At 72.4% G+C, this 22780-nt stretch carries 18 protein-coding genes; all 18 read left to right on the top strand.

Going from position 1 to position 22780, the window contains the following annotated elements; translation table 11 throughout:
• Positions 1-85: 85 nt before the first annotated feature.
• Positions 86-1426, top strand: coding sequence for an OFA family MFS transporter (locus tag R2E43_RS05615; RefSeq protein ID WP_093457371.1), 1341 nt, complete (start codon positions 86-88; stop codon positions 1424-1426).
• Positions 1395-1547, top strand: a complete 153-nt coding sequence (locus R2E43_RS05610; RefSeq protein WP_016327776.1) for an MFS transporter small subunit — start codon at positions 1395-1397, stop codon at positions 1545-1547. The genes R2E43_RS05615 and R2E43_RS05610 overlap by 32 nt, the downstream gene beginning before the upstream one ends.
• Before the next feature lie 161 nt (positions 1548-1708).
• Positions 1709-2659, top strand: a complete 951-nt coding sequence (locus R2E43_RS05605) for a beta-ketoacyl-ACP synthase III (RefSeq protein WP_003972415.1) — start codon at positions 1709-1711, stop codon at positions 2657-2659.
• Positions 2660-2792: 133 nt separating this feature from the next.
• The gene (locus R2E43_RS05600; RefSeq protein WP_003972414.1) at positions 2793-3470 is read left to right on the top strand and encodes a GntR family transcriptional regulator; all 678 of its coding nucleotides are present in this window, start codon (positions 2793-2795) and stop codon (positions 3468-3470) included.
• A 263-nt stretch (positions 3471-3733) separates the two neighbouring features.
• On the top strand, positions 3734-4915 hold the full coding sequence (locus R2E43_RS05595; RefSeq protein ID WP_030863254.1) for an ROK family transcriptional regulator: 1182 nt from the start codon (positions 3734-3736) through the stop codon (positions 4913-4915).
• Between the two features lie 210 nt (positions 4916-5125).
• On the top strand, positions 5126-6643 hold the full coding sequence (locus R2E43_RS05590; protein WP_003972412.1) for a sugar ABC transporter ATP-binding protein: 1518 nt from the start codon (positions 5126-5128) through the stop codon (positions 6641-6643).
• Positions 6640-7659, top strand: coding sequence for an ABC transporter permease (locus tag R2E43_RS05585; protein ID WP_003972411.1), 1020 nt, complete (start codon positions 6640-6642; stop codon positions 7657-7659). The genes R2E43_RS05590 and R2E43_RS05585 overlap by 4 nt, the downstream gene beginning before the upstream one ends.
• A gap of 17 nt (positions 7660-7676) precedes the next feature.
• Positions 7677-8723, top strand: coding sequence for a substrate-binding domain-containing protein (locus R2E43_RS05580; RefSeq protein ID WP_003972410.1), 1047 nt, complete (start codon positions 7677-7679; stop codon positions 8721-8723).
• 86 nt (positions 8724-8809) lie between these two features.
• A complete protein-coding gene (locus R2E43_RS05575) occupies positions 8810-10102 on the top strand; it encodes a Gfo/Idh/MocA family protein (RefSeq protein WP_011031011.1) in 1293 nt (430 codons plus the stop codon).
• 16 nt (positions 10103-10118) lie between these two features.
• Positions 10119-11117: a sugar phosphate isomerase/epimerase family protein gene (locus tag R2E43_RS05570; protein WP_003972408.1), complete on the top strand. Its 999-nt coding sequence runs from the start codon at positions 10119-10121 to the stop codon at positions 11115-11117.
• A 287-nt stretch (positions 11118-11404) separates the two neighbouring features.
• Positions 11405-15121, top strand: coding sequence for a ThuA domain-containing protein (locus tag R2E43_RS05565; RefSeq protein WP_332055967.1), 3717 nt, complete (start codon positions 11405-11407; stop codon positions 15119-15121).
• Positions 15122-15290: 169 nt separating this feature from the next.
• Positions 15291-16544: an inositol-3-phosphate synthase gene (locus R2E43_RS05560; protein WP_016327781.1), complete on the top strand. Its 1254-nt coding sequence runs from the start codon at positions 15291-15293 to the stop codon at positions 16542-16544.
• Complete coding sequence (locus R2E43_RS05555; RefSeq protein ID WP_332055966.1) at positions 16541-17632, top strand: SCO3242 family prenyltransferase; 1092 nt, start codon at positions 16541-16543, stop codon at positions 17630-17632. Before R2E43_RS05560 ends, R2E43_RS05555 begins: the two co-directional genes overlap by 4 nt.
• A complete protein-coding gene (locus tag R2E43_RS05550; protein ID WP_189283526.1) occupies positions 17629-18570 on the top strand; it encodes a sugar phosphate isomerase/epimerase family protein in 942 nt (313 codons plus the stop codon). Before R2E43_RS05555 ends, R2E43_RS05550 begins: the two co-directional genes overlap by 4 nt.
• Positions 18571-18583: 13 nt before the next feature.
• On the top strand, positions 18584-19321 hold the full coding sequence (locus R2E43_RS05545; protein WP_189283527.1) for an EboA domain-containing protein: 738 nt from the start codon (positions 18584-18586) through the stop codon (positions 19319-19321).
• Entirely contained in the window at positions 19321-20169 is an 849-nt protein-coding gene (locus R2E43_RS05540) for a TatD family hydrolase (RefSeq protein ID WP_189283528.1), read from the top strand. The genes R2E43_RS05545 and R2E43_RS05540 overlap by 1 nt, the downstream gene beginning before the upstream one ends.
• 3 nt (positions 20170-20172) lie before the next feature.
• Entirely contained in the window at positions 20173-21348 is a 1176-nt protein-coding gene (gene eboE, locus R2E43_RS05535; protein ID WP_003972400.1) for a metabolite traffic protein EboE, read from the top strand.
• Entirely contained in the window at positions 21345-22742 is a 1398-nt protein-coding gene (locus tag R2E43_RS05530; protein WP_011031019.1) for a nucleotide pyrophosphatase/phosphodiesterase family protein, read from the top strand. The genes eboE and R2E43_RS05530 overlap by 4 nt, the downstream gene beginning before the upstream one ends.
• Positions 22743-22780 lie beyond the last annotated feature (38 nt).

Here is a 22780-nt window from a genome sequence, read left to right as displayed (position 1 = left end):
GGTCTGTAGTCGCGTGATCGGCTTCTGTAGTTGTCCGCTCAACAGTCTTCTCAAGCGCTTTCCGGATGCCTACGGTTGGGGACCCATGAGTCCCCCCGTCGCACCCCCGGGCTGGAGCCGCTGGCTCGTTCCCCCGGCCGCTCTCTCGGTCCACCTCTCCATCGGCCAGGCCTACGCCTGGTCCGTGTTCAAACCGCCCCTGGAGTCCGCGCTCGACCTCAGCGGCACGCAGAGCGCGCTGCCCTTCCAGCTCGGCATCGTCATGCTCGGGCTCTCGGCCGCGTTCGGCGGCACGCTCGTGGAACGGCACGGGCCGCGCTGGGCGATGACCGTCGCCCTGATCTGCTTCTCGTCCGGCTTCCTGCTCTCCGCGCTCGGCGCGGCGGCCGGGCAGTACTGGCTGATCGTCCTCGGCTACGGCTTCGTCGGCGGCATCGGCCTGGGCATCGGCTACATCTCGCCCGTCTCGACGCTGATCAAGTGGTTCCCCGACCGGCCGGGCATGGCCACCGGCATCGCCATCATGGGCTTCGGCGGCGGCGCCCTCATCGCCTCGCCCTGGTCGGCGCAGATGCTCAAGTCCTTCGGCACCGACAACTCGGGGATCGCCCTCGCCTTCCTCGTCCACGGACTGACGTACGCCGTCTTCATGCTGCTCGGCGTGCTGCTGGTACGGGTGCCGCGGCCCAGGGGACGGGCGGACGGCCGCCCCGCCCCGCTCGAAGGCGTCCAGGTCTCGGCGCGCTCCGCCGTGCGCACCCCGCAGTTCTGGCTGCTGTGGATCGTGCTCTGCATGAACGTCACCGCCGGCATCGGCATCCTGGAGAAGGCCGCGCCGATGATCACGGACTTCTTCTCCGACACCTCCACGCCGGTGTCCGTGACCGCCGCGGCCGGCTTCGTGGCCCTGCTGTCGGCGGCCAACATGGCGGGCCGGTTCGGCTGGTCCTCCGCCTCCGACCTGATCGGGCGCAAGAACATCTACCGCGTGTACCTCGGTGTCGGCGCGCTGATGTACACCCTGATCGCACTGTTCGGCGACTCCTCCAAACCGCTGTTCGTGCTGTGCGCCCTGGTCGTCGTGTCCTTCTACGGCGGCGGCTTCGCCACGGCCCCCGCCTACCTCAAGGACCTCTTCGGCACCTACCAGGTCGGCGCGATCCACGGGCGGCTGCTCACCGCCTGGTCGCTGGCCGGTGTCCTCGGGCCGCTGATCGTGAACTGGATCGCCGATCACCAGGAGGAGGCCGGACGGCACGGCTCGGCCCTGTACGGCACGTCCTTCCTCATCATGATCGGGCTGCTGGTCGTCGGCTTCGTGGCCAACGAACTCGTCCGCCCCGTCCACGCCCGGCACCACCAACCCGCCACCCCGACGCAGCAGGAGGGCAACGATGTCACCCGACCGCAGCCAGAGTCCGCCTGACGCCACCGGGACGCCCGACCGGCGGCCGCTGATCGCCTTCACCTGGCTGTGGGTGGGCGCACCGCTCGCCTACGGTCTCTACGAACTCGTGCGGAAGGCGACCCAGCTCTTCACCGGGTGAGAGCGCGGGCCGGTGACCGGCGGACGGCCCGGGGCGGCTGAGGATGCTGACCGAAGCCGACAAGCCGGGCGCCGGTTTCCTGTCGTATCACCTGCCGTCGTACCCGTCGGTCACTGATCACACTGGTGGATCCCGTACCCGAGGCAGCGAGGACTCCACCCATGCACCAAGGCTCCCGCATCACCGCCGTCGGCCACTACCAGCCCGCCCGGATCCTCACCAACGAGGACCTGGCGGGCATGGTCGACACCAGCGACGAGTGGATCCGGAGCCGGGTGGGCATTCGTACGCGCCGGATCGCCGGACCGGACGAGCCGGTCGACGAGCTGGCCGGCCACGCCGCCGCGAAGGCGCTCGCGTCGGCCGGGCTGACCCCCGCCGACGTGGACCTGGTCGTGGTCGCCACCTCCACCGCGATCGACCGCTCCCCGAACACCGCCGCCCGCGTCGCCGCCCGGCTCGGCATCCCCGGCCCGGCCGCGCTGGACCTCAACGTGGTGTGCGCGGGCTTCACCCACGCCCTGGCCACCGCCGACCACGCCGTACGGGCCGGTTCCGCGAGCCGGGCGCTGGTCGTCGGCGCGGACAAGATGTCCGAGGTCGTCGACTGGACCGACCGCACCACCTGCGTGCTGGTCGGCGACGGGGCGGGGGCCGCCGTCGTCGAGGCCTGCGCTCCCGGCGAGGAGCCGGGGATCGGTCCCGTGCTGTGGGGGTCGGTGCCCGAGATGGGCAACGCGGTCCGCATCGAGGGGACGCCGCCGCGGTTCGCGCAGGAGGGGCAGAGCGTCTACCGCTGGGCCACCACCCGGCTGCCGGCCATCGCACGCCAGGCCTGCGAGCGGTCCGGTCTCGAGCCGGCCGACCTCGCCGCGGTCGTCCTGCACCAGGCCAACCTGCGCATCGTCGAACCCCTCGCCGCGAAGATCGGCGCCGTCAACGCCGTGGTCGCCCGCGACGTCGTCGAGTCCGGCAACACCTCCGCGGCGAGCATCCCGCTGGCGCTCTCCAAGTTGGTGGAGCGGGGCGAGATCACCACCGGCGACCCGGCACTGCTCTTCGGCTTCGGCGGCAACCTCTCCTACGCCGGACAGGTCGTCCGCTGCCCCTGAATGTCCCGGACCGTCCCTGGGTGTGACGTGGCCTACACCCACGGCGCCCTGGCCCGGGCGCGCCGTAGACTGTAGACGAAAGACAATCAATACTTCGCGTACTGATTGTGTTCCGGCCGTCGAGGGGGGACCGATGTTGTCCGCAGGACTGCCGCAGGGCGCGGTGCCCAGGCTCGAACGGCCCGGCCCGCTGCGGGACCGTGTCTACGAGGCGCTGCTCGAACTCATCACCACCCGGGCCCTCCAGCCCGGCCAGCACCTCGTCGAGAGCGAACTCGCCGGTCACCTCGGGGTGTCGAGGCAGCCCGTGCGCGAGGCGCTGCAACGGCTCAACACCGAGGGCTGGGTCGATCTGCGCCCCGCGCAGGGCGCCTTCGTGCACGAGCCGACGGAGGAGGAGGCGGACCAGCTCCTGACGGTGCGTACGCTCCTGGAGGCCGAGGCGGCCCGGCTCGCCGCGGCCAACGCCTCCAGTGCCGGCATCGCGGCCCTGGAGGCGCTGTGCGAGGAGGGGGAGCGGGCCGTCGCCGCGGAGGACGTGGACGCCGCCGTCGCCTGCAACGCCCGCTTCCACGGCAAGGTCATGGAGCTGGCGGGCAACGCGGTCCTCGCCGAACTCGCCGCGCAGGTCGACCGCCGGGTCCGCTGGTACTACACGCCGGTCGCCCGCCAGCGCGGCCGTCAGTCCTGGATCGAGCACCGCAGGCTGATCGCCGCCGTCACCGAACGCGACGAGCAGGCGGCGACCCGGCTGATGCGCGAGCACACCGAGCACACCCGCCGCTCGTACCACGCCCGCGGAGAATCGTAAGGTCACAGCCCGTTCGCAGCGGGTTCACAGGCCGTCCGGCGCATGGTCCGGGCGGCCTCGTCGTGTCCGGGGCCGTCCCGTGCCGCACCCTTCTTTGTCCACTCAGTGGAGAAAGTTCGCAGCAATTCGTGCGTGACTTCTTCCCACACCCGGCGCCCACTGCTACGTTCCCTCCGAAAGCAAGCCACGCCGACAAGTCACGGACGTGGCCGGAAACCGGCGGACCCAAGGCCGATCGAGGCGGGGAGGGGCTCGTGAGACGCATGACCGCACGACCCGCTAACACCCACCAGGCGCGACTGCTCCAGCTGTTGCGCGACGGAGGGCCCAACTCCCGTGCCCAGCTGGGCGACCAGGTCGACCTCTCCAGGTCCAAGCTGGCCGTCGAGGTGGACCGGCTGCTGGAGACCGGACTCGTGGTGGCCGACGGACTCGCCGCCTCGCGCGGCGGGCGCCGCAGCCACAACGTCCGCCTCAACCCCGAACTCCGCTTCCTCGGCGTCGACATCGGCGCGACCTCGGTCGACGTCGCCGTCACCAACGCCGAGCTGGAGATCCTCGGGCACATCAACCAGCCACTGGACGTGCGCGAGGGCCCGGTCGCGGTCTTCGAGCAGGTGCTCTCCATGGCCGCGAAGCTGCGCGCCTCCGGGCTCGCCGAGGGCTTCGACGGCGCCGGCATCGGCGTCCCGGGACCGGTCCGCTTCCCCGAGGGCGTGCCGGTGGCCCCGCCGATCATGCCGGGCTGGGACGGCTTCCCCGTACGGGAGGCGCTCAGCCAGGAGCTCGGCTGCCCGGTCATGGTCGACAACGACGTGAACCTGATGGCGCTGGGTGAGCAGCACGCGGGCGTCGCCCGCACCCAGCACGACTTCCTCGTCGTCAAGATCGGTACCGGCATCGGCTGCGGCATCGTCGTCGGCGGGGAGGTCTACCGCGGTACGACCGGCAGCGCGGGGGACATCGGGCACATCCAGGCAGTGCCCGACGGACGCCAGTGCGCCTGCGGCAACCGGGGCTGCCTGGAGGCCCACTTCAGCGGCGCGGCCCTGGCCCGCGACGCCACGGAGGCCGCCGAGCAGGGGCAGTCGGCCGAGCTGGCGAACCGGCTGGAGGCGAACGGAGGCCTCAGCGCCGCTGACGTCGCCGCCGCGGCGGCCGCGGGCGACGCCACCGCACTGGACCTGATCAGGGAGGGCGGCCGCAGCACCGGCCAGGTCATCGCCGGACTGGTCAGTTTCTTCAACCCGGGACTGGTGGTGATCGGCGGCGGGGTGACCGGCCTCGGCCACAACCTGCTCGCCGCGATCCGCACCCAGGTCTACCGCCAGTCGCTGCCCCTGGCGACCGGCAACCTGCCCATCGTACTGGGGGAGTTGGGCCCCACCGCCGGAGTCATCGGCGCGGCCCGGCTGATCAGCGACCACCTGTTCTCACCCGCGTAGCCACCACCTCCACTTTCCCGCGCTCCAGGCTCCACGGCTTCAGATCTCCACGGCTCCACGGCTCCACGGCTCCAGATCTCCAACGGCTCCACAGTTCCGTCCGGCACAGCGCTCTACCCCAACATGCCCTGTTCCGTCCATCCCAGCCCAGCCCAGCCCAGCCCTGCTCTGCCCTGACACCGGCCCGCACGCCCGCCGAGGGGACCTCACATGGCACCAGAACCACCGCTGCTCAGCATGTCCGGCATCACCAAGTCGTTCCCCGGAGTCCGGGCCCTCGACGGCGTCGACCTCGACGTCCAGGCCGGTGAGGTGCACTGCCTCCTCGGCCAGAACGGCGCCGGAAAGTCCACCCTCATCAAGGTGCTGGCCGGCGCCCACCAGCCCGACACCGGCACCATCCGCTGGCGCGGCGAGGAGGTCACCCTGCGCTCGCCCATCGCGGCCATGCGTCTGGGCATCGCCACCATCTACCAGGAACTCGACCTGGTCGAGCACCTGTCGGTCGCCGAGAACGTCCACCTCGGTCACGAGCCGACCGCCGCCGGCTTCGTCGTACGGGGCAGGGCGGCCAAGGCGTCCACGGCCGCGCTGCTCAAGCGGCTCGGGCACCCCGAGGTCGACCCGGGGCGGCTGGTCGGGGAGCTGTCGGCGGCGCAGCAGCAGATCGTGTCCATGGCACGGGCGCTGTCGCACGACGTACGGCTGATCGTGATGGACGAGCCGTCCGCCGCGCTCGACCCGGACGAGGTCGACAACCTCTTCCGCATCGTCGCCGACCTCACCGCCGACGGAGTCGCCGTCGTCTACATCTCGCACCGCCTGGAGGAGATCCGCCGCATCGGCGACCGGGTCACCGTCCTCAAGGACGGCCGCGCGGTGGCCGGCGGGCTGCCCGCCGAGTCGACGCCGACCAGCGAGGTGGTGGCGCTGATGACCGGCCGCAACGTCGAGTACGTCTTCCCGGAGAGGCCCGCCGCACCGCCCACGGGCGAACCCGTACTGAGCGTCAAGGGACTGTCCCGCGCCGGGGAGTTCGACCGGCTCGACCTGGAGGTGCGCCCCGGGGAGATCGTCGGCCTCGCGGGGCTGGTCGGCTCCGGCCGCTCCGAGATCCTGGAGACGGTCTACGGCGCCCGGAAGGCGAGCACCGGTCAGGTCCTCGTCGACGGGCGGCCGCTCAGGCCCGGCAGCGTGCGCGCCGCGGTCCGCGCCGGGCTGGGGCTCGCCCCCGAGGAACGCAAGGCCCAGGCCCTGCTGATGCTGGAGTCCGTCACCCGCAACGTGTCGGTCTCCGCCATGTCCCGCTTCTCGCGCGGCGGCTGGATCGACCGCGGCGCCGAACTCGGCGCGGCGCACAAGGCGACCCGCGAGCTGTCGCTGCGGCCCGACAACCCCGCCGTGCCCGTGCGCACCCTGTCCGGCGGCAACCAGCAGAAAGCGGTCCTCGCCCGCTGGCTGCTGCGCGGCTGCCGGGTCCTGCTGCTCGACGAACCCACCCGCGGCGTCGACGTCGGCGCCCGCGCCGAGCTGTACGCCGTCATCCGGCGCCTCGCCGACGAGGGCCTCGCCGTCCTGCTGGTCTCCAGCGAGGTGCCCGAGGTGCTGGGCCTCGCCGACCGCGTACTGGTGCTGCGCGAGGGCCGCGTCGTGCACGAGGCCCCCGCCCGCGAACTCGACGAACACCGCGTACTCGACCTCGTGATGGAAGGAAGCCCGGCGTCATGACGCAGCACGTGTCCCCGCCACGGGGCAGCACCGACAAGGCGGCACCCGTGGAGGGTCCGCCCGCCTGGCGGGTCCGGTTGGGCCGCGCCGACGTCCGCACCCTCACCCTGCTCGGCGTGCTCGCCGCACTGGTCCTCATCGGCGGCATCACCCAGCCCGACGCGTTCCTCGACACCCGCAACCTGCAACTGGTGCTCACCCAGGCGTCCGTGATCGGCATCGTCACCGTCGGCGTCACCTTCGTGATCATCTCCGGGGGCATCGACCTGTCGGTCGGCGCCATCGTCGCCCTCTCCTCGGTGTGGGCGACCACGGTGGCCACCCAGGAGTACGGCTTCGCCGGCATCCTCTTCACGGCGATCGTGGTCGGTGTCGGCTGCGGCCTGGTCAACGGCCTGCTCATCTCCTTCGGGGGGATGGTCCCCTTCATCGCCACCCTGGCCATGCTGGCCTCGGCGCGCGGACTCGCGCTCCAGATCACCGACGGCCGCACCCAGGTCGTCACCGTCCCGAGCGTCCTCGACCTCGCCGAGCGCGACTCGTACGTGCTCGGCATACCGCCGCTGGTGCTGGTCTTCGCGGCCGTCACCGTCGTCGGCTGGCTGGTCCTGAACCGGACCACCTTCGGCCGCCGCACCGTCGCCGTCGGCGGCAACGCCGAGGCCGCCCGGCTGGCCGGCATCGACGTCCGCCGCCAGCGGCTCTACCTCTACCTGCTGTCCGGGCTGTGCTGCGGCATCGCCGCCTTCCTGCTGGTGGCCCTCGCCGGCTCCGGCCAGAACACCAACGGCAACCTCTACGAACTCGACGCCATCGCCGCCGCGATCATCGGCGGAACGCTGCTGACCGGCGGCCGGGGCCACATCCTCGGTTCCGTGCTCGGCGTCCTGATCTTCACCACGATCACCAACATCTTCGCCCTGAACAACCTGCAGAGCGACGTCCAGCAGATCGCCAAGGGCGCGATCATCGTCGCCGCCGTGCTGGTCCAGCGCCGTACCGCAAGCACGCATTGAGGAAAGGGTTCACCGTCATGACGAAGCTCACGAGTCGCAGAGGGATGCTCTTCGGGGCCGCCGCCGTGTCCGCCGGTGCCGTCCTCGCCGGGTGCACCAGCAACGACCCCGACGGCGGCGACGACAAGGCCGCCGCGGACACCCAGCCGGCCGCCGACGACAAGCCCGGCAAGCCGGTCACCATCGGCTACGCCGGCCCGCAGGCCGACCACGGCTGGCTCAACGCCGTCAACGACCAGGCCAAGAAGCGCGCCGAGAAGTACTCCGAGATCACCATGGAGATCACCGAGGGCTCCAACGACACCGCGCAGCAGATCGGCCAGATCGAGACCCTCATCAACAAGAAGGTCGACGTCCTGGTCATCCTGCCGGCCGACGGCAAGGCCCTCACCCAGGTCGGCCTGAAGGCGATGCGGGCGGGCATCCCGGTCATCAACCTCGACCGGATCTTCAACAGCCCCCAGGCCTACCGCTGCTGGGTCGGCGGCGACAACTACGGCATGGGTCTCAACGCCGCCCACTACATCGGCGAGAAGCTCAAGGACAAGTCGGACGCCAAGGTCATCGAGCTGGCCGGCATCGACAACCTGGAACTCACCCAGCAGCGCACCCAGGGCTTCGACGACGGCCTGAAGAACTACCCGAACATCAAGAAGGTGGCCCGCCAGGCCGCCGAGTTCACCGTCGAGTCCGGCCAGGCCAAGATGGCCCAGCTGCTCCAGGCCCAGTCGGACTTCGACGCCATGTGGAACCACGACGACGACCAGGGCGTGGGCGCGCTGCGCGCCATCGAGCAGGCCGGACGCGACGACTTCCTGATGGTCGGCGGTGCGGGCGCGCTCTCCGCCTTCCAGGCCATCAAGGCCGACAGCGGCGTCCTGAAGGCGACGGTGCTCTACCCGCCGACCATGGCCGCCTCCGCGATCGACCTGGCCCGCGCCCTCGGCCAGGGCAAGGGCGTCAGCGGTCTCGCCGAGTTCGAGATCCCCTCGACCGTCACCTGCTACTCGGCCGTCGTCGACAAGGACAACGTCGACCAGTACATGTCCACGGGCTTCAAGTGAGGGCTGCCGCTCCGGCGGCGGCCTGACCAGCCGCCGCCGGGGCGGGGCCCACCCCACCGCGCCACCACGACGAGGAGGACATCCGCATGGGACAGCCGCAGCAGCCCGAGGGGGCCGGCGCCGAGGAGGCAGCCGCCGGGACCGACAGCGGGACCGATACCGGGACCGGTGCCGGGGCCGGAGCGGCGACGGGGGCGTCCGCGACCAGACCGCCCCTGCGGGTCGGCATGGTCGGCTACGCCTTCATGGGCGCCGCCCACTCCCAGGGCTGGCGCACCGCGGGCCGGGTCTTCGACCTGCCGCTGAACCCGGTACTGGCCGCGATCTGCGGGCGGGACGCCGACGCCGTCCGCCTGGCGGCCGACCGGCACGGCTGGGCGAGCACCGAGACCGACTGGCGGACCCTGGTCGAACGGGACGACATCGACCTCGTCGACATCTGCACCCCCGGCGACAGCCACTCCGAGATCGCGCTGGCCGCGCTCGCCGCCGGCAAGCACGTGCTGTGCGAGAAGCCGCTCGCCAACACAGTCGAGGAGGCGCAGGCGATGACCCGCGCCGCCGAGGAGGCCGCGGCCCGGGGCCAGCTGGCGATGGTCGGCTTCAACTACCGCCGGGTTCCCGCCACCGCGCTGGCCCGGCGGATGGTCGCCGAGGGCCGCGTCGGCCGGCTGCGGCACCTGCGGGTGACCTACCTCCAGGACTGGCTGGTCGACCCGAAGGCCCCGCTCACCTGGCGGCTGCGCAAGGAGCTGGCCGGGTCGGGGGCGCTCGGCGACCTGGGCGCCCACATCGTCGACCTCGCCCAGTACCTGTCGGGCGAGCGGATCGCGGGCGTGTCCGCCCTCACCGAGACCTTCGTACGGGAACGCCCGCTGCCCGCCGGCGCGCCCCGGGGCCTGTCCGCGGGCTCGGCGGACGGGGTGACGGGACAGGTGACCGTCGACGACGCCGCCGTGTTCACCGGCCGCCTCACCTCCGGGGCCCTGGTCTCCTTCGAGGCCACCCGCTACGCCACCGGCCGCAAGAACGCCCTGCGCATCGAACTCAACGGCGAGCGCGGCTCGCTCGCCTTCGACCTGGAACGGCTGAACGAGCTGTCGTACCACGACGGCACCGAGCCCGGGGAGCACGCCGGTTTCCGGCGGATCCTGGTCACCGAACCCGAACACCCCTACCTGGAGGCCTGGTGGCCGCCGGGCCACGGACTCGGCTACGAGCACACCTTCGTGCACCAGGCGCGCGACCTCGTGCACGCCGTCGCCGAAGGCCGGGGCCCCGAACCCTCCTTCGCGGACGGGCTGCAGGTGCAGCGCGTGCTCGCCGCCGTGGAGGAGAGCGCCGAGAAGAACTCCGTCTACACCCCGATCACCCCCTGAGGAGGCCGGCAGCACCATGCCACGCAACTTCACGCTCTTCACCGGACAGTGGGCGGACCTGCCGCTGGAGGAGGTCTGCCGGCTCGCCCGCGACTTCGGCTACGACGGCCTGGAACTCGCCTGCTGGGGCGACCACTTCGAGGTCGACAAGGCCCTCGCGGATCCTTCCTACGTGGACTCCCGGCACCAGCTGCTCGACAAGTACGGCCTCAAGTGCTGGGCCATCTCCAACCACCTGGTCGGCCAGGCCGTCTGCGACGCCATCATCGACGAGCGCCACGAGGCCATCCTGCCCGCCCGCATCTGGGGCGACGGCGACGCGGAGGGCGTACGGCAGCGCGCCGCCGCCGAGATCAAGGACACCGCACGCGCCGCCGCCCGGCTCGGCGTCGACACCGTCATCGGCTTCACCGGTTCGGCGATCTGGCACCTGGTCGCCATGTTCCCGCCCGCGCCCGAGTCCATGATCGAGCGCGGCTACCAGGACTTCGCGGACCGCTGGAACCCGATCCTGGACGTCTTCGACGCGGAGGGCGTGCGGTTCGCCCACGAGGTGCACCCCAGCGAGATCGCCTACGACTACTGGACCACGCACCGCGCCCTGGAGGCGGTCGGCCACCGGCCCGCCTTCGGCCTCAACTTCGACCCCTCCCACTTCGTGTGGCAGGACCTCGACCCCGTCGGCTTCCTGTGGGACTTCCGCGACCGCATCTACCACGTCGACTGCAAGGAGGCCCGCAAGCGCCTCGACGGCCGCAACGGGCGGCTCGGCTCCCACCTGCCGTGGGGCGACCCGCGGCGCGGCTGGGACTTCGTGTCGGCCGGGCACGGCGACGTCCCCTGGGAGGACGTCTTCCGCATGCTGCGCTCCATCGACTACCAGGGGCCCGTCTCCGTCGAGTGGGAGGACGCCGGGATGGACCGGTTGCAGGGCGCGCCCGAGGCCCTCACCCGGCTCAAGGCCTTCGACTTCGAGCCGCCCAGCGCGTCCTTCGACGCGGCCTTCAACAGCTGATCCGCGCCTCTCCCTCCGCTGATCGGCTCGCGCCCCGACCGCAGGCCGGGACGGGGACCGGACCACCCGCCGGTCCCCGGTCCGGCCTGCCCGAATCCCGCTTTGTCCTGAGTTGGGAAAAAGTTCAACCAGCTGCGGTCCAAGGGGTGTTCGCCCCGGAAGAACGCGGTTACCGTCCCTGAAGTGTTCAGGACACTCACGCCTCCGGGGTGACGGCGCACCCCGGCGCCCGCATCGCACGTCTTCGCACCCATCCCGTACGGCCCACCCGTTCCCGGAGGGACTTCGTGCACAGAACCAGACTCAAAAGCACCAGCACCGCGAGGCGCCCCAGGCTTCGCACCACCCTCGCCCTGTTCACCGGCCTGCTGCTGGCCGTGGGCACCCCGGCGACCGTCGCCGGAGCCCACCCGGGCCACCCGGAGCACGACGAGACGGCGGCCGCCGCCGAGGGGCAGTTCCAGCAGGTACCGCTCGCCAAGGGCGAGCCCGAGATGGGCGAGCCGATGTCGCTCGCGGTGCTCCCGGACCGCAGCGTCCTGCACACCGCCCGCGACGGCACACTGCGCCTGACCGACCAGGGCGGCGTCACCAAGGTCGCCGGCAAGATCCCCGTCTACAACCACGACGAGGAGGGCCTGCAGGGCGTCGGCATCGACCCGGACTTCGAGAACAACCGGGCGATCTACCTCTACTACGCCCCGCCGCTCGACACCCCCGCGGGCGACGCCCCGGAGAACGGCACCGCCGAGGACTTCAAGCCGTTCGACGGCGTCAACCGCCTCTCCCGCTTCGTCCTGAACGCCAACGGCACGCTGGACATGGCCAGCGAGAAGAAGGTTCTGGACGTCGCGGCCTCCCGCGGCACCTGCTGCCACGTCGGCGGCGACATCGCCTTCGACGCCGAGGGCAACCTCTACCTCTCCACCGGCGACGACACCAACCCGTTCGCCTCCGACGGCTACACGCCGATCGACGAGCGCGCCGACCGCAACCCGGCCTTCGACGCCCGCCGCAGCGCCGGCAACACCAACGACCTGCGCGGCAAGCTGCTGCGCATCAAGGTCGCCGAGGACGGCTCGTACACCGTCCCGGAGGGCAACCTCTTCGAGCCCGGCACCGAGAAGACCCGGCCCGAGATCTACGCGATGGGCTTCCGCAACCCGTTCCGGATCAGCGTCGACAAGAAGACCGGCACGGTCTACGTCGGCGACTACGGCCCCGACGCCGGCGCCGCCGACCCGAAGCGCGGTCCGGCCGGACAGGTCGAGTTCGCCAAGGTCACCAAGGCCGCCAACTTCGGCTGGCCCTTCTGCACCGGCGACAACGACCCGTACGTCGACTACGACTTCGCCACCAAGACCTCCGGCGAGACCTTCGACTGCGCGGCTCCGAAGAACACCTCGCCGCACAACACCGGTCTCACCGACCTGCCGCCCGCGCAGGCCGCCTGGATCCCGTACGACGACGACTCCGTGCCCGAGTTCGGCAGCGGCTCCGAGTCCCCGATGGGCGGCCCGGTCTACCGCTACGACCCCGACCTCGACTCCAGCGTGAAGTTCCCCGAGGAGTACGACGGGGACTTCTTCGCCGGTGAGTTCGGCCGCCGCTGGATCAAGCGGATCGAGCAGACCGAGGACGGCGCGGTCGCGAAGATCAACGACTTCCCGTGGACCGGCACCCAGATCATGGACATGGAGTTCGGCCCCGACGGCGCGCTGTACGTCCTGGACTACGGCCTGTCCTGGTTCCAGGGCGACAAGGACTCCGCCCTGTACCGGATCGAGAACGCCGCGGACGGCTTCTCGCCGATCGCCGAGGTGAGCGCGAACAAGACCTCCGGCGCGGCCGGACTGAAGGTCGCCTTCACCGCCACCGCCAAGGACGCCGACTCCCCGGACCTCACCTACGGCTGGGACTTCGGCGACGGCACCAAGGGCGAGGGCCTCACGCCCACCCACAAGTACAAGAAGGTCGGCACCTACACCGCGACCTTCACCGCCAAGGACCCCGAGGGCAACACCGGCAACGCCAGTGTCCGCATCGTGGTCGGCAACACCGAGCCCAAGGTGGTCATCGAGACCCCCGGCAACGGCACCCTGCTCCCCATGGGGCAGCCCATCCCCTTCAAGGTGAAGGTCACCGACCCCGAGGAGACGATCGACTGCTCCAAGGTCAAGGTCGCCTACAGCCTCGGCCACGACTCCCACGCCCACGAGCTGACCAGCGAGATGGGCTGTGAGGGCACCCTCAACCCGCCGCCGGGCGACGGCGGCCACGACCCCAACGCCAACATCTACGGCGTCGTCGGCGCCAGCTACACCGACGGCGGGGCGAACGGCCAGGAGGCCCTGACCGGCACCGCCCGCACCGTGATCCAGCCCCCGCACCGCCAGGCCGAGCACTTCACCGCCCAGCAGGGCGTGTCGCCGATCGACAAGACCGGCGCCAACGGCGGCAAGACCGTCGGCAACATCGACGACGGCGACTGGATCTCCTTCAGCCCCTACAAGTTCGACGGGCAGAAGAAGCTGACCGTACGGGCCTCCTCCGGCGGCGCCGGCGGCTACATCGAGGTGCGCACCGGCTCGCCCACCGGCCCGCTGCACGGCTCCGCGTACATCCCGCCGACCGGCAGCTGGGAGACCTTCCAGAACGTCGACGTGCCGCTGCGGGCCCTGCCCAAGAAGACGACGGACGTCTACCTGGTCTTCAAGGGCGGCGAGGGCGCGCTGTACGACATCGACGACTTCGAGTTCTCCAAGGAGCCGTTCAAGGCCGGCAAGAAGGTCCTGGTCTTCTCCAAGACCGCGGGCTTCCGCCACGACTCCATCCCGGCGGGCATCGCCGCCCTGAAGGAGCTGGGCACCCCGGCCGGCATCTCGGTCACCGCGACCGAGGAGGCCGGACAGTTCACCACCGCCAACCTCGCCAAGTACGACGCGGTCGCCTTCCTGTCCACCACCGGTGACGTCCTGGGCGCCGACCAGCAGAAGGCGTTCGAGAACTACGTCAAGAACGGCGGCGGCTACATGGGCATCCACGCCGCCGCCGACACCGAGTACGACTGGGAGTTCTACGGCGGCCTCGTCGGCGCCTACTTCGACTCCCACCCGGCCATCCAGAAGGCCACCGTCCGCGTCGAGGACCACGACCACCCGGCCACCGCGCACCTCGACGACACCTGGGAGCACACCGACGAGCTGTACAACTACCGCACCAACCCGCGCGAGCAGGCCAAGGTCCTCGCCACCCTCGACGAGACGACCTACGCGGGCGGGAACATGAAGGGCGACCACCCGATCGCCTGGTGCCAGAACTACGGCGGCGGCCGCTCCTTCTACACCGGCCTCGGCCACACCAAGGAGTCCTACGCGGACGAGACCTTCCGCGGCCACCTGCTCGGCGGCATGCAGTACGCCACCGGTCAGGTCAAGGCGAACTGCAAGCCCGGCAAGGGCTACCGGGACATCTTCAACGGCCAGACCCTGGACGGCTGGAAGCAGGCCGGCCCCGGCAAGTTCAACGTCAAGGACGGCGTCCTGGAGTCCGAGGGCGGCATGGGGCTGCTCTGGTACCAGGCCAAGGAACTGAAGTCGTACTCCCTCAAGCTCGACTGGAAGATGCGGGGCGACGACAACTCCGGCGTCTTCGTGGGCTTCCCGGCCTCCGACGACCCCTGGTCCGCCGTCGACAAGGGCTACGAGATCCAGATCGACGCCACGGACGCCGTGGACCGCACCACCGGTGCGATCTACACCTTCAAGGCGGCGAACATCAAGGCCCGTGACCAGGTTCTGCGGCCGCCCGGCCAGTGGAACTCCTACGAGATCAAGGTCCAGGGCGAACGCCTCCAGGTGTTCCTCAACGGAGTCAAGATCAACGACTTCACCAACAAGGACCCCGAGCGGAGCCTGACCGACGGCTACATCGGCCTGCAGAACCACGGCGCCGACGACCAGGTCTCCTTCCGCAACATCCAGCTCAAGGAACTGCCCTCCTAGGGCGAACCCGCCCCTGAGGGGTGACCTCCCGCGGGAGGCGCCCCCGAGGGGCGACCGGAACGGCGGCGGGCGGAGGACGCCGGACCTCCGCCCGCCGTCACCTCGAACGGAACCCCCCGGCCGTACCACCGCTCGTGTGTGCCCGACGCGCTCGACAAGGAGGCTGCCCATGTCCGCGTCCCCCTCTGCTTCCTCCCGTGGCTCCCGTACCGGTGTCTGGCTGATCGGAGCCCGCGGCTCCGTCGCCACCACGGTGGTGGCGGGCTGCGCCGCCGTGACCGCGGGACTGCACCCGCCGACCGGAATGGTCACCGAGACCCCCGACTTCGCCGGCGCGGGACTCCCCGCCCTGCCGGCCCTCGTCTTCGGCGGTCACGACACCGTGGACTGCCCCCTGCCCAAGCGGGCCGAGGCCCTGGCCGCCGGTGGCGTGCTGCCGCACGGACTGCCCTCGGCCGTGCACGCGGAACTGGCCGCGGCCGACCGCGAGATCCGCCCTGGCGGCCCCCTGCCCGGCGACACCCGCGACGAGGAGGAGCTGATCGCCGCGTTCGCCGCCGACATCACCGACTTCGCGCGCCGCTCGGGTGTGGACCGGACGGTGGTGGTGAACGTGGCCTCCACCGAACCCGCGCCCGCCGGGGGCGCGCTTCCCGCCAGCTCGCTGTACGCGGCCGCCGCCCTGCGGGCCGGCTGCCCGTACGTCAACTTCACCCCGTCGACCGGCCTGCACCACCCGGCGCTGTCCGCACCGGCGGAGGCGAGCGGCCTGCCCTACGCGGGCCGCGACGGCAAGACCGGGCAGACCCTGCTGCGCTCGGTGCTCGGCCCGATGTTCGCGCAGCGGGCGCTGGCGGTGCGTGCCTGGTCCGGCACCAACCTCCTGGGCGGGGGCGACGGAGCCGCCCTCGCCGACCCGGCGGCCGCCGCGGCGAAGAACGCCGGCAAGGAACGCGTGCTGGCCGACACCCTCGGAGCCCCCGTCGAGGGCGAGGTCCACATCGACGACGTGCCCGTGCTCGGCGACTGGAAGACCGCCTGGGACCACATCGCCTTCGACGGCTTCCTCGGCGCCCGCATGTTCCTCCAGACCACCTGGCAGGGCTGCGACTCGTCCCTCGCCGCGCCGCTCGTCCTGGACCTGGCCCGCCTGGTCGCCCGCGCCCACCAGCGGGGCCTGTCCGGCCCCCTGGGCGAACTGGGCTTCTTCTTCAAGGACCCGGTGGGGGACGGCCCGTCGGCCCTGGCCGAGCAGTACGGGGAGCTGAAACGCTTCGCCGGGCGGCTGCGCGAGGACGCGGACGGTGCCCCCGTCGACGGGGACGGCGGCGAGGGCGGGGCGGACGGTTCCGCCGGGCAGAGCGGTGACGCCGTTGCCGTCCGGCCCGGCGGCCGCGGTGTCGAAGACGGGGCCGGGCGATGAGCCGCGCCACCGCCGCGGCGCGGGACACGGCCGGGCCGTCGGGAGCCCCGGCCGCCTCGTCGCGGCCGCCGGCCGGAGCGGCGGGGGTGCCGGGAGCGGCCTCCGGGACCACCGGGCCGCCGCTCGCGACCGCCGAAGCGTCCTCGCGCTCCGCCCGCCTCGGCGCCTGGGCCGAACTGCTGCGGCTGCCCGCCCTGTTCACCGTCCCCGGCGACGCCCTGGCGGGCGCGGCCGCGGCCGGTGTACGCCCCGGGCCCCGCACCCTGCTCGCCATCGGCTCCTCCCTGTGCCTGTACGAGGCCGGCATGGCCCTCAACGACTGGGCCGACCGGGCGGAGGACGCCGCGGAACGCCCGCACCGCCCCCTCCCGTCCGGCCGTATCCGCCCCGCCGCGGCCCTCACCGCCGCCGGGGCGCTCACCGGCGCCGGCCTGGCACTGGCGGCCGGTGCGGGACGTCCCGCCCTCGCGGTCGCGGCGCCGCTGGCGGCCACCGTCTGGGCCTACGACCTCGCCCTGAAGCACACCCCGGCCGGTCCCGCGGCCATGGCGGCCGCCCGCGGACTGGACCTGCTCCTGGGCGCGGCCGCCACCGGCGGCGGCACCCGTGCCGCGCTGCCCTGCGCCGCCCTGCTCGGCAGCCACACCCTCGCGGTCACCGCCGTCTCCCGCCGGGAGACCACCGGCGGTTCCGTCCTGGCCCCGCTCGCCGCCCTCGCGACGACGGGGGCACTGACCGGCCTGGTCGCCCGGCGCCGCACCCGACTCCCGGCAGGCCGGCGGGCAGCAGCCGCCCCCGGCCTGTCGGGCTCCACCCCGGCACCCGCCGTCACCGACGCCCTCGCGGCCGCCCTGGGCGCCGCCTACGCCGCGACGGCCGCCCGCCCCTACTTCCACGCCGCGCTCAACCCCTCACCCCCGCTCACCCGGCGCGCCGTGGGCGGCGGCATCCGGGCCACGATCCCGCTCCAGGCCGCGCTCGCCGCCCGCTCCGGTGCGAGCGCCACGTCCCTCCTGGTGGCGGCCCTCGCGCCGGCCGGCCGGTGGTTCGCGAAGAGGTCCGCCATGAGGAAGGTGAGCATCACGTGAGCCGGCGCCCGAAACAGGGTCCGAACGGGGCCGGAGACGGTCCCGCCACCCACCCGCTCCGCTTCGGCTACGGCACCAACGGCCTCGCCGACCTCCGCCTCGACGACGCCCTGGCCCTCCTCGCCGACCTCGGCTACGACGGCGTCGGCCTGACCCTCGACCACATGCACCTCGACCCCCTCGCCGACGACCTCGCCGCCCGCACCCGCCGCCTCGCCCGGCGGCTGGACACGCTCGGTCTGGGCGTCACCGTGGAGACCGGCGCCCGCTACGTACTCGACCCGCGCCGCAAGCACGGACCCTCCCTGCTCGACCCCGACCCGCAGGACCGCGCCCGGCGCACCGGCCTCCTGCTGCGCGCCGTCGACGTCGCCGCCGAACTCGGGGCCCACGCCGTGCACTGCTTCAGCGGCGTCACCCCGGGCGGCACGGACGAGGACACGGCCTGGAAGCGGCTGGCCGAAGCCCTCGCGCCGGTCCTGGACGCCGCCGCCACCGCGGGCGTCCCCCTCGCCGTGGAACCCGAACCGGGGCACCTGCTCGCCACCGTCGCCGACTTCCACACCCTGCGCGGCGCCCTCGGCGATCCCGAACACCTCGGACTCACCCTGGACATCGGCCACTGCCAGTGCCTCGAACCGCTCCCTCCCGCCGACTGCGTGCGGGCCGCCGCGCCTTGGCTCCGCCACGTGCAGATCGAGGACATGCGCCGCGGCGTCCACGAACACCTCCCCTTCGGTGACGGCGAGATCGACTTCCCGCCCGTCCTCGAGGCCCTCGCCGCCACCGGCTACCAGGGCCTGACCGTCGTCGAACTGCCCCGCCACTCGCACGCGGGCCCCCACTACGCCGAACGCTCCCTCCCGTTCCTGCGCCGGGCCGCACCGGCACCACCACCCCGCACCAACCGCTCGGGCGAGCCCTCCGCCACCCACTGAAGGGAGCCACCCCATGACGCAGCCGCACACCGCCCACGTCACCCCCGACACCCAGGACGCGGACGTCACCCCCGACGGGCAGGACGCCCAGGGCACCACCCCCGCCCACGTCCCGCCCGCCGACCTGCGCGCCGCCCTCACCACCCGGCTCGGCGGAGCCGCCCGGGCCTGGCTGGACCAGGCCCTCGACGAGGCCGCCGCCCACCCCGGCACTCACGGCCCCATCTCGGTGTGGGAACTGCGCCTCGCCGAGGCAGGCCGCCGCTGCGGGCCCGCCCACGCCGACGCCGCCCGCGTCCTCGTCCTGCACGCCGCGCGTGCCGACACCGGCGCCCTGACCCGGGTGTACTCCCAGGGCACCGCCGACGAACGCCGCGCCGTCCTGCACGCCCTGCCCCACCTCGTGCCGGGACCGGACGCCCTCCCGCTCGTCGAGGACGCCCTGCGCACCAACGACACCCGGCTCGTCGCCGCCGCTCTCGGCCCGTACGCCGCCCGGCACCTCGACGCCCACCAGTGGCGGCACGCCGTGCTCAAGTGCCTGTTCACGGGCGTCGCGGTCGACAGCGTCGCGGACCTCGCCCGCCGGGCCCACGGGGACGACGAACTCGCCCGGATGCTGGCCGACTACGCCGCCGAACGCACCGCCGCGGACCGCACCGTCCCCGAAGACCTGCACCGCGTCCTGGCCCTGACCGAGTCCGGACGCCCCGCGCCCGGTACGGCCGACCCCCACGGCAAGGAGTCCTGATGCGCATCTTCGACCCCCACATCCACATGACCTCCCGGACCACCGACGACTACGAGGCCATGTACGCGGCCGGCGTCCGCGCCCTCGTCGAGCCGTCCTTTTGGCTGGGCCAGCCCCGCACCTCGCCCGACTCCTTCCGTGACTACTTCGACGCCCTGCTCGGCTGGGAACCCTTCCGCGCCGCCCAGTACGGCATCGCCCACCACTGCACCATCGCGCTGAACCCGAAGGAGGCGAACGACCCCCGGTGCCGGCCCGTCCTCGACGAGCTGCCCCGGTATCTCGTCAAGGACCGGGTGGTGGCGGTCGGTGAGATCGGCTACGACTCGATGACGCCCGCCGAGGACACCGCCCTGGCCACCCAGCTCCAGCTCGCCGCCGACCACGGACTGCCCGCCCTCGTGCACACCCCGCACCGCGACAAGCTCGCCGGCCTGCGCCGCACCCTGGACGCGGTCCGGGAGTCCGCGCTGCCGACCGAGCGGGTCCTGGTCGACCACCTCAACGAGACCACCGTGAAGGAAGCCAAGGACAGCGGCGCCTGGCTCGGCTTCTCGGTCTATCCGGACACCAAGATGGACGAGGCCCGGATGGTCGCCCTGCTGCGCGAGTACGGTCCGGAGCAGGTCCTGGTGAACTCCGCCGCCGACTGGGGCAGGAGCGACCCGCTCAAGACCCGCAAGGTCGGCGACCTGATGCTCGCCGAGGGCTTCACCGAGGACGACGTGGACCGGGTGCTGTGGCGCAACCCCGTCGCCTTCTACGGGCTCAGCGGACGCCTGGAACTCGACGTGGCCGCCGGGGACGCCACGCACGAGGGCAACTCCATCCTGCGCGGCGGGGAGTGAGCCATGCGCTTCCGGCACCCCGACGGCTCCACCGTCCACCTCGCCTACTGCACCAACGTGCACCCCGCCGAGACCCTGGACGGCGTCCTCGCCCAGCTCCGCGACCACTGCGAGCCGGTCCGCAAGCGCCTGGGCCGAGACCGCCTCGGCATCGGCCTGTGGCTCGCCCGCGACGCCGCCCACGCCCTGGTCACCGACCCCGCCGCCCTGCGCGGCCTGCGCACCGAACTCGACCGGCGCGGCCTGGAGGTCGTCACCCTCAACGGCTTCCCCTACGAGGGCTTCGGCGCCGAAGAGGTCAAGTACCGCGTCTACAAGCCGGACTGGGCCGACCCCGAACGCCTCGAACACACCACCTCCCTGGCCCGTCTCCTCGCCGGACTGCTGCCCGACGACGTCGCGGACGGCACCATCTCCACCCTGCCGCTGGCCTGGCGCACCGCCTACGACGACACCCGTGCCGACAAGGCGCGCGCCGCCCTCGTCACCCTCGCCGAACGCCTCGACGCGCTCCAGGAACTCACCGGCCGCTCCATCCGCGTCGGCCTGGAACCGGAACCCGGCTGCGTCGTCGAGACCACCCACGACGCCATCGCCCCGCTGACCGCGATCGCCCACGACCGCATCGGCGTCTGCGTCGACACCTGCCATCTCGCCACCTCCTTCGAAGATCCGCACACCGCCCTGGACGCGCTCACGGCCGCCCGCGTGCCCGTCGTCAAGTCCCAGCTGTCCGCCGCACTGCACGCCGAACACCCGGCCGACCCCGCGGTCCGCGAGGCGCTCGCCGCCTTCGCCGAGCCGCGCTTCCTGCACCAGACCCGCACCACCACCCCCTCCGGCGGCCTGCACGGCACCGACGACCTCGACGAGGCCCTCGCGGACGGCGGCCCACTGCCTGACACCGCCCCCTGGCGCGCCCACTTCCACGTCCCCCTGCACGCGGCCCCCGCCGCGCCCCTCACCTCCACCCTTCCGGTACTCAAGGCCGCGCTGACCCGGCTCGTCGGCGGCCCGCACCCCCTCACCCGCAACCTGGAGGTCGAGACCTACACCTGGCAGGCCCTCCCGCCCGAGCTGCGGCCCCGCGCCCGCGCCCAGCTCACCGACGGCATCGCCGCCGAGCTGACCCTCGCCCGCGACCTGTTGACGGACCTCGGCCTGAAGGAACTGCCATGACCCGACCCACCCCCTCCGACGGACCGACCCCCCTCCTCGTCCTGGACGTCGTCGGCCTCACCCCCCGCCTCCTCGACCACATGCCGCACCTCAAGCAGCTCGGCCAGTCCGGCTCCCGGGCGCCGCTCGGCACCGTGCTGCCTGCCGTCACCTGCGCCGCCCAGTCCACCTTCCTGACCGGCACCATGCCCTCCGAGCACGGCATCGTCGGCAACGGCTGGTACTTCCGCGAACTGGGCGACGTCCTGCTGTGGCGCCAGCACAACGGACTCGTGGCCGGCGACAGACTCTGGGACGCCGCCCGCCGCGCCCACCCCGGCTACACCGTCGCCAACATCTGCTGGTGGTACGCCATGGGCGCCGACACCGACTTCACCGTCACCCCCCGTCCCGTCTACTACGCCGACGGCCGCAAGGAACCCGACTGCTACACCAGGCCCCCGGCCCTGCACGACGAACTCACCGACAAACTGGGCACCTTCCCGCTCTTCCACTTCTGGGGGCCCGGCGCGGACCTGGTCTCCAGCCAGTGGATCATCGACGCCACCCGGCACATCATGGCCACCCGCCACCCCGACCTGACCCTCTGCTACCTCCCTCACCTCGACTACGACCTGCAGCGCTTCGGCCCCGACGACCCGCGCTCCCTGAAGGCCGCCGCCGACCTCGACGCGGCGCTGGCCCCGCTGCTCGACGACGCCCGCGCCGAGGGCCGCACCGTCGTCGCGCTGTCCGAGTACGGCATCACCCCCGTCAGCCGGCCCGTGGACATCAACCGCGCCCTGCGCCGCGCCGGACTGCTCGAGGTGCACACCCAGGACGGCATGGAGTACCTCGACCCGATGGCCTCCCGCGCCTTCGCGGTCGCCGACCACCAGGTGGCCCACGTGTACGTCCGCCGCCCCGAGGACCTCGACGCCACCCGTGCCGCCCTGGACGGACTGCCCGGCATCGAGCAACTCCTCGACGACGAGGGCAAGAAGGCCCAGCACCTCGACCATCCCCGCGCCGGCGAGCTGGTCGCCGTCGCGGAGCCGGACGCCTGGTTCACGTACTACTACTGGCTCGACGACGACCGCGCGCCCGACTTCGCGCAGCTCGTCGAGATCCACCGCAAACCCGGCTACGACCCGGTCGAACTGTTCATGGACCCGCTCGACCCCTACGTCAAGGTCAAGGCGGCCGGCGCGCTGGCCCGGAAGAAACTCGGCATGCGCTACCGCATGGCGGTCGTGCCCCTCGACGCGTCACCTATTCGAGGCAGCCACGGCCGCCTCCCCGCGAGCGACGACGACGGTCCGCTCCTCATCTGCTCCACCCCCCGCGCTGTCGGAGACCGCGTCGCGGCCACCGACGTGAAACAACTCCTGCTCCGGCTGGCCGGACTCGGCTGACGCACCACCCGGTACGCCCGCCGAAATCCGACTACTGA

The organism is Streptomyces violaceoruber, from assembly GCF_033406955.1.
Lineage (GTDB): Bacteria > Actinomycetota > Actinomycetes > Streptomycetales > Streptomycetaceae > Streptomyces > Streptomyces violaceoruber.
Note: the sequence above shows the minus strand (reverse complement) of the source record. Positions and strands in the feature narration are given on the sequence as shown.